Annotated in this window: 10 protein-coding genes and 1 pseudogene; 2 read left to right on the plus strand and 9 right to left on the minus strand. The window is 60.7% G+C overall.

The annotated features are described in order from the left end of the window. Window positions 1-52: 52 nt before the first annotated feature. The 9 genes from PSH57_RS20465 to mtnA form a co-directional block, all read right to left on the minus strand. Window positions 53-331 carry a hypothetical protein gene (locus tag PSH57_RS20465; protein WP_305385157.1) on the minus strand — a complete coding sequence of 93 codons (279 nt, stop codon included), beginning with the start codon at window positions 329-331 and terminating at the stop codon, window positions 53-55. A gap of 278 nt (window positions 332-609) precedes the next feature. Continuing rightward, window positions 610-2,304, minus strand: coding sequence for a 30S ribosomal protein S1 (gene rpsA / locus PSH57_RS20470; protein ID WP_014337228.1), 1,695 nt, complete (start codon window positions 2,302-2,304; stop codon window positions 610-612). A 120-nt stretch (window positions 2,305-2,424) separates the two neighbouring features. Then, the gene (gene cmk, locus PSH57_RS20475) at window positions 2,425-3,114 is read right to left on the minus strand and encodes a (d)CMP kinase (protein WP_047226311.1); all 690 of its coding nucleotides are present in this window, start codon (window positions 3,112-3,114) and stop codon (window positions 2,425-2,427) included. Continuing rightward, window positions 3,111-5,318, minus strand: a complete 2,208-nt coding sequence (locus PSH57_RS20480) for a bifunctional prephenate dehydrogenase/3-phosphoshikimate 1-carboxyvinyltransferase (protein ID WP_305390440.1) — start codon at window positions 5,316-5,318, stop codon at window positions 3,111-3,113. The genes cmk and PSH57_RS20480 overlap by 4 nt, the downstream gene beginning before the upstream one ends. Before the next feature lie 28 nt (window positions 5,319-5,346). Next, complete coding sequence (gene hisC / locus PSH57_RS20485; protein ID WP_305416046.1) at window positions 5,347-6,459, minus strand: histidinol-phosphate transaminase; 1,113 nt, start codon at window positions 6,457-6,459, stop codon at window positions 5,347-5,349. Window positions 6,460-6,472: 13 nt separating this feature from the next. Beyond that, window positions 6,473-7,567, minus strand: coding sequence for a prephenate dehydratase (gene pheA / locus PSH57_RS20490; RefSeq protein ID WP_003199233.1), 1,095 nt, complete (start codon window positions 7,565-7,567; stop codon window positions 6,473-6,475). After that, on the minus strand, window positions 7,567-8,652 hold the full coding sequence (serC, locus tag PSH57_RS20495) for a 3-phosphoserine/phosphohydroxythreonine transaminase (RefSeq protein ID WP_305385162.1): 1,086 nt from the start codon (window positions 8,650-8,652) through the stop codon (window positions 7,567-7,569). The genes pheA and serC overlap by 1 nt, the downstream gene beginning before the upstream one ends. Window positions 8,653-8,876: 224 nt before the next feature. Further along, a complete protein-coding gene (gyrA, locus tag PSH57_RS20500; protein WP_305385164.1) occupies window positions 8,877-11,540 on the minus strand; it encodes a DNA gyrase subunit A in 2,664 nt (887 codons plus the stop codon). A gap of 447 nt (window positions 11,541-11,987) precedes the next feature. After that, window positions 11,988-13,064 (minus strand): S-methyl-5-thioribose-1-phosphate isomerase, encoded by a 1,077-nt coding sequence (gene mtnA, locus PSH57_RS20505; RefSeq protein ID WP_305385166.1) that lies wholly within the window; start codon window positions 13,062-13,064, stop codon window positions 11,988-11,990. 334 nt (window positions 13,065-13,398) lie between these two features. Here mtnA and PSH57_RS20510 point away from each other — a divergent pair. Both PSH57_RS20510 and ubiG read left to right on the plus strand, forming a co-directional pair. Next, window positions 13,399-14,503 (plus strand): annotated as a pseudogene (locus PSH57_RS20510) (TRZ/ATZ family hydrolase). A 61-nt stretch (window positions 14,504-14,564) separates the two neighbouring features. Next, a complete protein-coding gene (ubiG, locus tag PSH57_RS20515) occupies window positions 14,565-15,263 on the plus strand; it encodes a bifunctional 2-polyprenyl-6-hydroxyphenol methylase/3-demethylubiquinol 3-O-methyltransferase UbiG (RefSeq protein WP_135844350.1) in 699 nt (232 codons plus the stop codon). Window positions 15,264-15,267 lie beyond the last annotated feature (4 nt).

The raw sequence follows: 15,267 nt of genomic DNA on the forward strand, positions 1-15,267 counted from the left end.
TCACCCTGTCGTATTTGCCCCGCTTCTGCACAGGCCTTGCACTTAAGCGCATTCAGCGACAAATGACCAACATCGTGCGGGTCAGGTAACCCGCTGGATTGAAGCCGAAAGGGTATTGATCTTCATCCTTGGCATCATCGGAGCGGGTGATGACTTTGTACCCTGCACCCTTGCACTCCTTCGCCGCGCGCTTGTGGCATTTTTCCCAGCCTGACCCCAGACCGGAACAGTCGACCTCGATGCCACTGACGCCACGCATAGCATGGGTCTTGGCGCTTGTAGTGCAACCTGCCAAGGCCAATACCGCAAATATCAGGATGAGCCTGTTCATTAATCTCCTTGAACATTCAGCACCCGACTGGGTGATGTCTGACCTGGCGCTATCGCGAGCTGGCTCGCTCCCACACTGACCCGGGGAGACTAGGGCAACCGCAGTCTAGCCCTGAATAGGTGATTGATCTGCTTAAAGAAAGAGACAGTTTGGTTGCAGGATTGGTTTCACTGCCGAGTCAGACAGAGGAGCCAACTTACAAACAGACCAGTTTTTGCCAAATCGCGCCCACAAAAAAGGGCGACCGAAGTCGCCCTTTTTCTATGGTCTGACAGAACTCAGTTCTGCTTTTCCATCTGTGCACGCAGCAGGTCGCCCAGAGTGGTAGGACCAGCAGCAATGTCAGAGGTAGCTGGCTTGTCGCGCAGGCTCTGGATTGCTTCTTTCTCTTCAGCGTCGTCTTTCGACTTGATGGAGAGCTGGATTACGCGGCTCTTGCGGTCAACGCTGATGATCTTGGCTTCTACTTCTTCGCCTTCTTTCAGAACGTTGCGCGCGTCTTCAACGCGGTCACGGCTGATTTCGGAGGCTTTCAGAGTCGCTTCGATATCGTCGGCCAAGGTGATGATGGCGCCTTTAGCGTCAACTTCTTTCACGATGCCCTTAACGATTGCGCCTTTGTCGTTCTCTTGAACGTACTCGGAGAACGGATCGCTTTCCAGTTGCTTGATGCCCAGGGAGATGCGCTCGCGCTCTGGGTCAACCGACAGGATAACGGTGTCCAGCTCGTCGCCCTTCTTGAAGCGGCGTACGGCTTCTTCGCCCACTTCGTTCCAGGAGATGTCGGACAGGTGAACCAGACCGTCGATGCCGCCGTCCAGACCAATGAAGATACCGAAATCGGTGATCGACTTGATGGTGCCGGAGATTTTATCGCCCTTGTTGAACTGGCCAGAGAAATCTTCCCATGGGTTAGATTTGCACTGCTTGATGCCCAGGGAGATACGACGACGCTCTTCGTCGATGTCCAGAACCATAACTTCCACTTCGTCGCCGACTTGTACGACTTTCGAAGGGTGGATGTTCTTGTTGGTCCAGTCCATTTCGGAAACGTGTACCAGACCTTCAACGCCTTCTTCCAGCTCAGCGAAGCAGCCGTAGTCGGTGAGGTTGGTAACACGAGCGGTGACGCGGGTGCTTTCTGGGTAACGGGCTTTGATAGCAACCCATGGATCTTCACCCAGTTGCTTGAGGCCCAGGGAAACACGATTGCGCTCGCGATCGTACTTCAGAACCTTGACATCGATCTCGTCGCCAACGTTGACGATTTCCGAAGGATGCTTGATACGCTTCCAGGCCATGTCGGTGATGTGCAGCAGGCCATCGACGCCACCCAGATCGACGAATGCGCCGTAATCGGTGAGGTTCTTGACGATACCCTTGACCTGTTGGCCTTCCTGCAGCGATTCCAGCAGAGCTTCACGCTCGGCGGAGTTCTCGGCTTCCAGGACACTGCGACGGGAAACGACAACGTTGTTGCGCTTCTGGTCCAGCTTGATGACCTTGAATTCCAGCTCTTTGCCTTCCAGGTGCGTGGTGTCGCGCACTGGACGGACGTCAACCAGGGAACCTGGCAGGAACGCACGGATGCCGTTAACGTCGACAGTGAAGCCGCCTTTAACCTTACCGTTGATAACGCCCTTGACCACTTCCTCAGCTGCGAAAGCCGCTTCCAGAACGATCCAGCATTCAGCGCGCTTGGCTTTTTCACGGGACAGCTTGGTTTCACCGAAGCCATCTTCAACCGAGTCCAGCGCAACGTGAACTTCGTCACCGACGTTGATGTTCAGTTCGCCAGCGTCGTTGTAGAACTGCTCAAGCGGGATGAGTGCTTCAGACTTCAGACCAGCGTGAACGGTTACCCAGCGAGCTTGGTAATCGATATCAACGATAACACCGGTGATGATGGAGCCTGCCTGAAGGTTCAGGGTTTTCAGGCTTTCTTCAAAGAGTTCCGCAAAGCTTTCGCTCATTTTAATTCCTGTTGATTAGGGCGAAGAATACGCCCGCCTCCACACCCCAGACGGTGTGGGTTAGTTTCATATAAAAGAAGCACCGCAGGACTATGACTGGTCCCCTGCGGAGCTTCCTGGTCACCCGGCGATATCGCGAATGGCGATCTCGCTCATGATGCGTTGCAACACCTGATCGATGGACAACTCCGTGGAATCCAGCTGTATCGCGTCAGCCGCCGGCTTGAGCGGGGCTACTGCGCGCTGGGTATCACGCTCGTCGCGTGCACGGATCTCATCTAGCAGACTCGACAGACTAACATCCTCACCTTTGCCCTTCAACTGCAAATATCGCCGGCGAGCCCTCTCCTCGGCGCTGGCGGTGAGAAAAATCTTCAGCGGGGCATCGGGAAACACCACGGTACCCATGTCGCGCCCATCGGCGACCAATCCTGGCGGCTCCTGAAAGGCGCGCTGGCGCTGCAGCAACGCCTCGCGCACCGCCGGCAGCGCGGCGACCTGGGAAGCCCCGGCACCCACGCTTTCGGTACGAATGACATTGCTGACTTCGTCACCCTCCAGAATGATGCGCTGCAGCTGACCGTCGGTCGCCGCGATGAACTGCACGTCCAGATGCGCAGCCAGAGCCTTGAGCAACTCTTCGTTGGTCAGATCGACGCCATGATTGGCGGCGGCGAACGCCAACAGGCGATATAAGGCACCCGAATCGAGCAGGTTCCAGCCCAATTGCTTGGCCAGTATTCCGGCGATGGTGCCCTTGCCTGAACCGCTTGGGCCATCGATGGTGATGACCGGTGCCTTGATGTTCACGACTGTGCCTCTTGTGCTACTCGAATACCGACCTGGGCACACAGCGCCAGGAAGTTCGGGAACGACGTCGCGACGTTGGCGCAATCATGGATGCGGATCGGCGCACTGGCGCGCAAAGACGCAACACTGAAGGCCATGGCGATACGGTGATCACCGTGACCATGGACTTCGCCGCCGCCGATCTGGCCGCCGTCGATGATGATGCCGTCCGGCGTCGGCTGGCATTTCACGCCCAACGCGATCAGGCCGTCAGCCATCACCTGGATACGATCCGATTCCTTGACCCGAAGCTCTTCGGCGCCGGTCAGCACGGTGCGCCCTTCAGCACAGGCCGCCGCCACGAACAGCACCGGGAATTCGTCGATGGCCAGCGGCACCAGCGCTTCGGGAATCTCGATACCCTTGAGTTTAGCTGCTCGTACGCGCAGGTCTGCAACTGGCTCGCCGCCCACTTCACGCTGGTTTTCCAGGGTGATGTCAGCGCCCATCAGCCGCAGGATGTCGATCACGCCGGTACGGGTCGGGTTGATGCCCACATGCTCGAGCACCAGATCAGAGCCTTCGGCAATCGACGCGGCCACCAGGAAAAACGCCGAGGACGAGATATCGCCCGGCACTTCAATGTGGGTCGCAGTCAATTTGCTGCCGGACTCTACCGAGGCTGTGGCACCGTTGACCGTGACCGGGTAGCCGAAGCCGCGCAGCATGCGCTCGGTGTGGTCGCGGGTCGGGGCCGGCTCGGTGACAGTGGTCTTGCCTTCGGCATAGAGCCCAGCCAACAGCAGGCAGGATTTCACCTGGGCGCTGGCCATCGGCATGGTGTAGGTCAGGCCCTTGAGCTTGTTGCCACCGCGAATGGTCATTGGCGGACGACCTTCGGCCGCCGTCTCGATCACCGCGCCCATTTCCCGCAGGGGATTGGCCACGCGATTCATCGGCCGCTTGGACAGCGAAGCGTCACCGGTCAGGGTGCTGTCGAAGTCCTGAGCGGCCAGCAGGCCGGACAGCAGGCGCATCGATGTACCGGAATTGCCCAGATAGATCGGGCCCGGGGCCGGCTTGAGGCCGTGCAGGCCAACACCATGGATGGTCACGCGACCGTGGTGCGGGCCTTCGATGACCACACCCATGTCGCGGAACGCTTGCAGCGTCGCCAGGGCGTCTTCACCTTCGAGAAAGCCTTCTACTTCGGTCACGCCTTCGGCCAGGGAGCCGAGCATGATCGAACGGTGGGAAATCGATTTATCGCCCGGTACACGAATACGCCCACTCAGGGAGCCACCAGGTTGTGCCAGGAAAATCAGATCATTGGAGTTCATAGCGTCCACATAGGCCCGACGGGCCAGGATTTTACTGAAATGCTCGCGGGCCACCCTGGCGCGCGTGAAAACGCCCAGCAATTGGTGCCCGTCCCCTGCATCGACCGCGTCGCGCAAGGCGTCGAGGTCGCTGCGAAATGTATCGAGTGTGCGCAGGACAGCTTCGCGGTTGGCGAGGAAGATGTCGTGCCACATGACCGGGTCGCTACCAGCGATTCTCGTGAAATCGCGGAAACCGCCGGCAGCGTAACGGAAGATCTCGAGATTTTCATTGCGTTTGGCCAATGAATCCACCAGGCCGAACGCCAGCAGGTGCGGCAAATGGCTGGTGGCAGCCAATACTTCATCGTGACGCTCGACCTGCATGTGCTCGACGTCCGCCCCCAGCTCGCGCCACAGGCGATCCACCACCGCCAGCGCAGCCGGATCGGTCTGGTCCAATGGCGTCAGTATTACTTTGTGGCGACGAAACAGCTCTGCGTTGGAGGCTTCCACCCCGCTCTGCTCGGAACCGGCAATCGGATGACCGGGCACAAAGCGCGCCGGCATCCCGCCGAAAGCGTCGGTGGCCGCCCGCACGACATTGCCCTTGGCACTGCCGACATCCGTGAGAATCGCTTGCCCCAGGTCCATGCTCGCCAGGCGCGCCAGCAGTTTCTCCATGGCCAGGATCGGCACGGCCAACTGGATAACGTCCGCGCCCTGGCAAGCGATCGCCAGGTCGTCCTCGCAGCGATCGACCACCCCCAGCTCCACCGCCAGCTTGCGCGACTGCGGATCCAGGTCGACACCCACCACTTCACGACACAGACCGCTTTCGCGCAGGCCTTTGGCGAACGAGCCGCCGATCAACCCCAGACCGACCACCACCAGGCGACCGATCATAGGTGCAGCAGGTTGCAGTGAAGTGACATCAACCACGAGCCAGAACCTTGCTCAACGCCTCAAGGAAGCGGCTGTTTTCCGCTGGCAGGCCAATGGTGACGCGCAAATGGTTCGGCATGCCGTAGTTGGCCACCGGACGCACGATCACACCCTCACGCAACAGGCCCTGGAACACCGGAGCTGCGACACGGCCGAGGTCGACGCAGATGAAGTTGCCTTTCGATGGAATCCAGCGCAGGCCCAGCTCACGGAACCCGGCTTCCAACTGCTGCATGCCCGCCTCGTTCAGACGGCGGCTTTCGGCCAGGTAGGCGTCGTCCCCGAGCGCAGCGCAGGCTGCGGCCAGGGCAAAGCTGTTGACGTTGAACGGCTGACGCACGCGGTTGAGCACATCGGCCACCACCGCGGTGGACAGGCCGTAGCCAACCCGCAACGACGCCAGGCCATAGGCCTTGGAGAACGTGCGCGAGACCAGCAGGTTCGGGTAGGCCGCGAGAAAATCCAGGCCATCGGGCAAATCGCTGCCTTCGGCGTATTCGATGTAGGCCTCATCCAGCACCACCAGCACATGCTCGGGCACGTCTTGCAGGAAGTCGTCCAACGCCTGGGCGTCGAACCAGGTGCCGGTCGGATTGTTTGGATTGGCAATAAAGACTACGCGGGTGTTGGCGTCGATGGCCGCCAGCATGGCGGGCAGGTCGTGCCCCCAATCCTTGGCCGGCACCACACGGGCGTCGGCGCCGACGGCCTGGGTGGCGATCGGGTAGACCGCAAACGCATGTTCGCTGAACACGGCATTGAGGCCCGGCGCCAGGTAGGCACGCGCCACCAGTTCGAGAATGTCATTGGACCCGTTACCCAGGGTCACCTGGTTCAGCTCGACGCCACAGCGCTCGGCCAGCAGGCTTTTGAGGGCGAAACCGTTGCCGTCGGGATAACGGGTCAGCTCGGCCAGCTCGTCACGGATCGCCTCCAGCGCCTTGGGGCTCGCCCCCAAAGGGTTTTCGTTGCTTGCCAGCTTGACGATGCTGGCCGGGTCCAGATCCAGCTCACGGGCCAATTCGTCCACCGGCTTGCCTGGAACGTAAGGCGAGAGTTGTTGCACGCCTGGCTGAGCCAGAGCGAGGAAGTTGCCACTCATTAGCTATCCGCCCTTAAAGAACTGCTTTGGGGTAGGAACCCAGCACCTTGAGTGCCACTGCTTCCTGACTGATTTTTTCCAGCACACCTTTTACCAGTGGATCGCGGTGGTGGCCGACAAAATCGATGAAAAACACGTAGGTCCATTTACCGCTGCGCGACGGACGGGTCTCGATCCGTGTCAGATCGATGCCATTGTCATGGAACGGCACCAGCAGCTCATGGAGCGCGCCGGGTTTGTTGCTCATGGAGACGATGATCGACGTCTTGTCGTCGCCGGTCGGCGGCACTTCCTGGCTGCCAATCATCAGGAATCGCGTGGAGTTGTCCGGGCGATCCTCGATTTTTTCCGCCAGGCGGGTCAGGCCGTAGAGGCCGGCCGCCATATCGCCAGCAATCGCCGCCGAGTTCCATTCACCCTTGACCCGCTTGGCCGCCTCGGCGTTGCTGGACACCGCCACGCGCTCGACATTCGGATAATGGGCATCCAGCCACTTGCGGCACTGGGCCAGGGACTGGGCGTGGGAGTAGATCCGGCTGATGCTGTCGGTCTTGGTGTTCTCCCCCACCAACAGGTGATGGTGGATGCGCAGCTCGACTTCGCCGCAGATCACCATGTCGTGCTCAAGGAAACTGTCCAGCGTATGGTTGACCGCGCCTTCGGTGGAGTTTTCCACCGGCACCACGCCGAAGTTCACCGCGCCCGCCGCCACTTCACGGAAGACTTCGTCGATGGCCGCCATCGGCTTGCTGATCACCGCGTGGCCGAAATGCTTCATGGCCGCAGCCTGGGTGAAGGTGCCTTCAGGGCCCAGGTAGGCGACTTTCAAAGGCTGCTCAAGGGCCAGGCACGAAGACATGATCTCGCGGAACAACCGCGCCATTTCTTCGTTGCCCAGGGGGCCCTTGTTGCGCTCCATGACGCGCTTGAGTACCTGCGCCTCACGTTCCGGGCGATAGAACACCGGTACTTCGCCTTCGGCCAGCGAGGCCATTTTCACCCGTGCCACTTCCTGGGCACAGCGTGCGCGCTCGCTGATCAGCTCCAGGACCTTTTCGTCCAGGGCATCGATGCGCAGGCGCAGCGCCTTGAGTTCTTGCTCAGACATCAACCATGTTCCTTCTCGAACTCTGCCATGTAGGAAATCAACGCATTGACCGCATTGATATCGACGGCGTTGTAGATGGAAGCGCGCATGCCGCCGACCGAACGGTGGCCCTTGAGATTCAGCAGCCCGCGCTCGTCGGCACCGGCCAGGAACGGCTTGTCGAGACGATCGTCGGCCAGGCGGAACGGTACATTCATCCACGAGCGATCAGTCTTGTTGATCGGGTTGCTGTAGAGACCGCTGGCATCAATGAAGTCATAGAGCGTGCGCTGCTTCACTTCGTTGAGCTTGCCGATGGCCTCGACACCGCCCTGCTCTTTCAGCCACTCGAATACCAGGCCGGACAGGTACCAGGCCAGGGTCGGCGGGGTGTTGTACATCGAGCCGTTGTCGGCCGCGACCTTGTAGTTGAGCATGGTCGGGCACAAGGAACGGGCGCGTCCCAGCAGATCTTCGCGAATGATGCTGACCAGGATGCCGCTGGGACCGATGTTCTTCTGGGCGCCGGCGTAGATCATGCCGAAACGGGAAATATCCACAGGGCGCGACAGGATGTCCGAAGACATGTCAGCCACCAATGGCACGTCGCCAGTTTCCGGAATCCAGTTGAATTCCAGGCCGCCGATGGTTTCGTTCGGCGCGTAATGAACGTAGGCAGCGTCCTTGGACAGGTTCCACTCGTTCTGGCCGGGGATGGCGAAATAGTCGTAGGGCTTGGCGCTGGCCGCGACATTGACGTGGCCGTAGCGCGAGGCTTCTTCGATGGCTTTCTGCGACCAGATCCCGGTGTCGATGTAGTCGGCCTTGCCGCTTTCGGGCAGCAGGTTCAGCGGAATCTGCGCAAACTGCTGGCTGGCGCCGCCCTGCAGGAACAGCACTTTGTAGTTGGAGGGGATGTTCAGCAGATCACGCAAGTCCTGCTCGGCCTTGGTGGCAATGGACACGAACTCATCGCTGCGATGGCTCATTTCCATGACGGACAGGCCCTTGCCATGCCAGTCGAGAAGTTCACCTTGGGCACGCTTCAGGACCGCTTCAGGAAGCGCCGCCGGGCCGGCACAGAAGTTATAGGCTCTCTTGCTCACATCCAATCTCGCTCTGATCTGGTGGTCACATCAATCTTCAATCAACACACCCCCTGTGGGAGCGGGCTTGCTCGCGAATGCAGTGTGCCAGTCGACATCCAATTGACTGATACACCGCATTCGCGAGCAAGCCCGCTCCCACAAGGGGGATATGCAGTGTCGCAAATTTTCAAACGGGACAAACAACAAGGGGGCGAATCTTCATCCGCCCCCTGCATGTCCGCTTAGTCCTGCGGTTCTTCTTCGTCTGCGGCAGCGTCGAGCGGTTGGTCGCCGGTCATGTCGTCAACGTCGGTAGCAAGAGTACCGTCGAACTCCACGCCCTCCTCGCCTTCCAGCTCCTCGCCTTCGACTTCCGATGGCTCCTGCACCCGCTCAAGCCCTACCAGCTTCTCGTCGCTGGCCAGCTTGATCAGCGTCACGCCCTGGGTGTTACGACCCAGGCTCGACACCTCGGCAACCCGCGTGCGCACCAGAGTGCCCTGGTCGGAGATCAACATGATCTCCTCGCCATCGAGTACCTGGACAGCGCCGACCAGACGACCGTTACGGTCGTTGCTGACCATGGCGATCACGCCCTGGCCGCCACGCTTGTATTCAGGGAACTCGCTGATGGCCGTGCGCTTGCCATAACCACGCGCCGAAGCGGTGAGGATCTGGCTGCCTTCTTCGGGGATCAGCATGGAGATCAGCTTCTGGCCTTCCGGCAGGCGCATGCCACGCACACCGCGGGCGGTACGGCCCATGGCGCGAACGTCGGATTCCTTGAAACGGGTAACCTTGCCGCCGTCGGAGAACAGCATGACCTCACGCTCACCGTCGGTGATGGCGGCGGAAATCAGCACGTCACCTTCGTCCAGCTCCAGCGCGATCAGGCCAACACTGCGCTGACGGCTGAAGGATTCCAGCGGCGTCTTCTTCACGGTGCCCTTGGCGGTGGCCATGAAGATGTAGTGACCTTCGGTGTATTCCTCCACCGGCAACATGGTGGTGATGTATTCATCACTATCAAGCGGCAGCAGGTTGACCAGCGGACGACCACGGGCGGCACGGGACGCTTCGGGAATTTCGTAGGTCTTGAGCCAGTACACCTTGCCCTTGCTGGAGAACAGCAACAGCGTGGTGTGGCTGTTGGCAACCAGCAGGTGAGCGATGTAGTCCTCGTCCTTGACGCCGGTGGCCGACTTGCCTTTGCCGCCGCGACGCTGGGCCTGGTAGGCGGCCAGCGGCTGGGTCTTGGCGTAACCGCCGTGGGAAATGGTCACCACGCGCTCTTCTTCCGGGATCATGTCACCCAGGGTCAGGTCCAGGCGCGCATCGAGAATCTCGGTACGGCGCACGTCGCCATATTCGGCACGGATCACTTCCAGCTCTTCGCGGATCACTTCCATCAGGCGCGTAGCGCTGTTGAGGATGCGGATCAGCTCGCCGATCTGGTTGAGGATTTCCTGGTATTCAGCCAGCAGCTTCTCGTGTTCCAGACCGGTCAGGCGGTGCAGACGCAGTTCCAGAATGGCTTGCGCCTGCTCCGGGGACAGGAAGTACTTGCCGTCGCGCAGGCCGTATTGCGGGTCGAGGTTTTCCGGACGGCACGAGTCGGCGCCAGCACGCTCGACCATCGCCACGACTGCGGTGGATTCCCAAGGCGTGCTGATCAGCGCTTCCTTGGCTTCCGACGGCGTTGGCGAGGCCTTGATCAGGGCGATGACCGGGTCAATGTTCGACAGGGCAACGGCCTGACCTTCGAGGATATGACCACGCTCGCGGGCCTTGCGCAGTTCGAACACGGTGCGGCGGGTGACCACTTCGCGACGGTGACGCACGAAGGCTTCCAGCAGGTCCTTGAGGTTCAGGATCCGCGGACGGCCATCGATCAGCGCCACGATATTGATGCCGAACACCGCTTGCAGCTGGGTCTGGGCGTAGAGGTTGTTGAGAATCACCTCAGGCACTTCGCCGCGACGCAATTCGATCACGACGCGCATGCCGTCCTTGTCGGACTCGTCCCGCAGCTCGGTGATGCCTTCAAGCTTCTTCTCTTTCACCAGCTCGGCGATCTTCTCGATCAGACGGGCCTTGTTCAGCTGGTACGGGAGTTCGGTGATGACGATCTGCTGGCGGCCACCGACCTTGTCGATGTCTTCGATGGTCGAGCGGGCGCGCATGTAAATGCGCCCGCGACCGGTACGGTAGGCTTCGATGATGCCGGCGCGACCGTTGATGATCGCGGCGGTCGGGAAGTCGGGACCGGGGATGTACTGCATCAGCTCATCGACCGTCAGCTCGGGATTGTCGATGAGGGCCAGGCAACCGTCGATGACTTCACCGAGGTTGTGCGGCGGGATGTTGGTCGCCATGCCCACGGCGATACCGCTGGAGCCGTTGACCAGCAGGTTCGGGATACGGGTCGGCATGACCGCCGGGATCATTTCGGTGCCGTCGTAGTTCGGCACCCAGTCCACGGTTTCTTTATGCAGGTCGGCCAGCAGTTCGTGGGCCAGCTTGGTCATGCGCACTTCGGTGTATCGCATGGCTGCGGCGTTGTCGCCGTCCACGGAACCGAAGTTGCCCTGGCCGTCTACCAGCAAGTAGCGCAGGGAGAATGGCTGGGCCATCCGGACGATGGTGTCGTACACGGCGGTGTCACCGTGGGGGTGATACTTACCGATCACGTCACCGACGACACGGGCTGATTTCTTGTACGGCTTGTTGAAGTCGTTGCCCAGCTCGCTCATCGCAAACAGCACGCGCCGGTGCACGGGCTTCAAGCCATCGCGCGCATCCGGCAGCGCCCGCCCGACGATTACGCTCATTGCGTAGTCGAGGTAGGACTGTTTCAGCTCGTCTTCGATATTGACCGGGAGGATTTCTTTGGCCAGTTCGCCCATGAGAAGCCTGATTCCTTTTTCTGGTGAAACCTCGTCACATCCAGATGGGACGAACGAAGCTCGCCGCTGCAGAACAAGTGCCATGCAGCGACTTACGACAAATCAACGAGTTATGCCATGGATCTGCGCAGTAAAGGCTACCTCGCGAGGCAGCCCTGGAAACCGCCGGATGTTATCACAAGAGCCGCCACGCACCTATCCCCCTGATGCGCATGGAGCATAGTTAGTTGACCGGTGACAGGCTGATATGGGACGAGAGGGGCTTAGAGGCGAGGCGAATGAAGATTTGAAGGGTAAATGCAAGGCATTTGTTGACTATTGGGGCCTCTTCGCGAGCAAGCCCGCTCCCACACTGGACCTGTGTCGTGCATCAATCATGCGAACGACGCGGTCACAATGTGGGAGCGGGCTTGCTCGCGAAGGCGATGGACCAGGCAACACCAATCGTCAATGCAACCGCTTGCGACACATCAACTGCGCCATCTTCGCCATGTCCGGGCGCTCGACGATGCCTTTTTCGGTGACAATGGCGTCGATCAGGTCCGCCGGGGTGACGTCGAACACCGGGTTGAAGGCATCCACATCCGCCCCGACCCGCTTGCCGCCAACCTCCAGCAGCTCGCGCCCGTCACGCTCCTCAATCGGAATGTCTTCGCCGCTGGCCAGGTTCATGTCGATGGTCGAACTCGGCGCCACCACCATGAAGCGCACGCCGTGGTGCATGGCGCAGACCGCCAGTTGATAGGTACCGATCTTGTTCGCCACGTCGCCATTGGCCGTGATGCGGTCGGCGCCAACGATCACCCAGGTCACGCCCTTGGTCTTCATGATGTGGGCGGCGGCGGAATCGGCATTGAGGGTCACCGGGATGCCTTCATTGGCCAGTTCCCACGCGGTGAGGCGCGAGCCTTGCAGCCACGGACGGGTTTCGTCGGCGTAGACGCGCTCGACCATACCCTCGAGGAACGCCCCCCGGATCACGCCAAGGGCCGTGCCAAAGCCGCCGGTGGCCAGGGCCCCGGTATTACAATGGGTCAGGATGGCCTGGGCGTTGCCCTGATGCTTGCGGATCAGGTCGACACCCAACTGAGCCATGGTCAGGTTGGCTTCGCGGTCGCTTTCATGGATTGCGACAGCTTCGGCCTCAAGGGCCGCCAGCGGTTCGGCATGCTCTTTCAAGCGCCCCAGCCGGTCACGCATCCGGTCCAGTGCCCAGAACAGGTTCACCGCCGTCGGCCGGGAGTCGGCCAGCAGGGCAAAATCGGCTTCCAGCGCCGCCTGCCAGTCCCCGCCCTCGGCCACCCGCGCCCGCGCTGCCAGCACCACGCCATAGGCCGCGCTGATGCCGATAGCCGGCGCGCCGCGCACCACCATCGAGCGAATGGCCTCAGCCACACCGGCCGCCGTGGTGTAGGCGATCCAGGTTTCCTCGAACGGCAAAATACGCTGATCCAACAGATAGAGGGCGCCATCACGCCAATCGATGGCCTTCACCTTCTCCGCAGCCAACAGTCGATCGCGCATCCCACACCCCGCACTCATGAACAAAAGCCGCCGATTATAGCGATCCCTCCGCGAAGACGCTCGGGTATACTTCGCCATCCTTTATACGCCATGGAACCGTTCCACGATGCCCAAGCCAGCCGTTGCGCTCGACTTATTATTGCTGCCGACCTGGTTGGTGCCTGTCGAACCCGCCGGTGTCGTGCTCAAGGACCATGGCCTGGGCATCCGCGACGGCTGCATCGTGTTCATCGGCCCTCGGGCAGAAGCCCTGAGGTGTGACGCCGCCGAGGTCCGTGAACTGCCGGGCATGCTCCTCAGCCCTGGGTTGATCAACGCCCACGGCCATGCGGCGATGACCCTGTTCCGCGGCTTGGCCGACGATCTGCCCTTGATGACCTGGCTCGAACAACACATCTGGCCGGCCGAGGGCAAATGGGTCGATGAAGAGTTTGTCCGCGACGGCACCGACCTGGCGATCGCCGAACAGCTCAAGGGCGGCATCACGTGCTTCTCGGACATGTATTTTTACCCCAAGGTTGCCAGCGAGCGAGTGCATAACAGCGGTATCCGCGCACAAATCGCCATTCCGATCCTCGATTTTCCGATCCCCGGGTGCCGCCAGCGCCGATGATGCCATTCGTCAGGGTATCGAATTGTTTGGCGACCTCAAGCACCATCCACGGATCAAAGTGGCATTCGGTCCCCATGCGCCCTACACCGTCGGTGACGAAAACCTGGAGAAAATCCGGGTGATCGCCGAAGAACTGGACGCGGCCATTCATATGCATGTTCACGAAACCGCCTTCGAAGTGCAGCAGGCTGTGGATAACACCGGTGAGCGGCCCATGGCCCGGCTGGGACGACTGGGCCTGCTGGGGCCGCGCTTTCAGGCAGTGCACATGACTCAGGTCAGCGATGAAGACCAGGCTTTGCTGGTAGAAAGCAACTGCAGCGTGATCCATTGCCCGGAATCGAATATGAAGCTGGCCAGTGGTTTCTGCCCGGTGGAGCGCCTGTGGCAGGCCGGGGTCAATGTCGCGGTCGGCACTGACGGCGCGGCGAGCAACAACGATCTGGACCTGCTGGGTGAAACTCGCACCGCCGCATTGCTGGCCAAGGCCGTCGCCGGTTCAGCCACGGCCCTGGACGCCCACAGGGCGTTGCGCATGGCCACGCTTAATGGCGCCCGGGCACTGGGCATCGAAGCGACGGTCGGCTCGCTGGAAGTCGGCAAGGCCGCTGACCTGGTGGCCTTTGATTTGTCGGGACTGGCCCAGCAGCCGGTCTATGACCCGGTGTCGCAACTGATCTACGCCACCGGTCGCGACTGCGTGAAACATCTGTGGGTGGCCGGCAAGCCCTTGCTTGAGGACGGCCGCCTGACCTGCCTGGACGAATCGCAGCTCAGTGCCACGGCACAGGCATGGGGTCGTCGCATCAGCGGCCACAACGAATAACCAGGTCCCTTGAGCCACGGCTCGGGGCCTACGATTTTTCAAGTTTTTCGAGGATCTGCACATGAGCAACGTCGACCACGCCGAAATCGCCAAATTCGAAGCCCTGGCCCATCGCTGGTGGGACCGTGAAAGCGAATTCAAACCGCTGCACGACATCAACCCGCTGCGGGTCAACTGGATTGACGAGCGGGTCAACCTGGCTGGCAAGAAAGTGCTCGATGTCGGCTGCGGCGGCGGCATCCTCAGCGAAGCCATGGCCCAGCGCGGAGCGACGGTGATGGGCATCGACATGGGCGAAGCACCGCTGGCGGTTGCGCAACTGCATCAACTGGAATCCGGCGTCAGCGTGGAATACCGGCAGACCACCGCCGAAGCCCTGGCCGAGGAAATGCCCGAACAGTTCGATGTAGTCACCTGCCTGGAAATGCTCGAACACGTGCCGGATCCGTCATCGGTCATTCGCGCGTGCTTTCGCATGGTCAAGCCCGGTGGCCAGGTGTTCTTCTCCACCATCAACCGCAATCCGAAGGCCTACCTGTTCGCCATCATCGGCGCCGAATACATCATGAAGCTGTTGCCACGTGGCACTCACGACTTCAAGAAATTCATCCGGCCTTCGGAGTTGGGCGCCTGGAGCCGCATGGCCGGGCTGACCGTAAAAGACATCATCGGCCTGACGTACAACCCGCTGACCAAGCACTACAAGCTGGCCGCCGACGTTGACGTCAACTACATGATCCAGACCTTGCGCGAGGAGTAAGTCG

It is taken from the genome of Pseudomonas hefeiensis (assembly GCF_030687835.1).
Lineage (GTDB): Bacteria > Pseudomonadota > Gammaproteobacteria > Pseudomonadales > Pseudomonadaceae > Aquipseudomonas > Aquipseudomonas hefeiensis.

Bases quoted from the DNA above. Each gene is read 5' to 3' on its own strand.
- PSH57_RS20465 (WP_305385157.1), bottom strand. From the start codon at position 331: ATGAACAGGCTCATCCTGATATTTGCGGTATTGGCCTTGGCAGGTTGC.
- rpsA (WP_014337228.1), bottom strand. From the start codon at position 2,304: ATGAGCGAAAGCTTTGCGGAACTCTTTGAAGAAAGCCTGAAAACCCTG.
- PSH57_RS20480 (WP_305390440.1), bottom strand. From the start codon at position 5,318: ATGATCGGTCGCCTGGTGGTGGTCGGTCTGGGGTTGATCGGCGGCTCG.
- hisC (WP_305416046.1), bottom strand. From the start codon at position 6,459: ATGAGTGGCAACTTCCTCGCTCTGGCTCAGCCAGGCGTGCAACAACTC.
- pheA (WP_003199233.1), bottom strand. From the start codon at position 7,567: ATGTCTGAGCAAGAACTCAAGGCGCTGCGCCTGCGCATCGATGCCCTG.
- gyrA (WP_305385164.1), bottom strand. From the start codon at position 11,540: ATGGGCGAACTGGCCAAAGAAATCCTCCCGGTCAATATCGAAGACGAG.
- mtnA (WP_305385166.1), bottom strand. From the start codon at position 13,064: ATGCGCGATCGACTGTTGGCTGCGGAGAAGGTGAAGGCCATCGATTGG.
- ubiG (WP_135844350.1), top strand. From the start codon at position 14,565: ATGAGCAACGTCGACCACGCCGAAATCGCCAAATTCGAAGCCCTGGCC.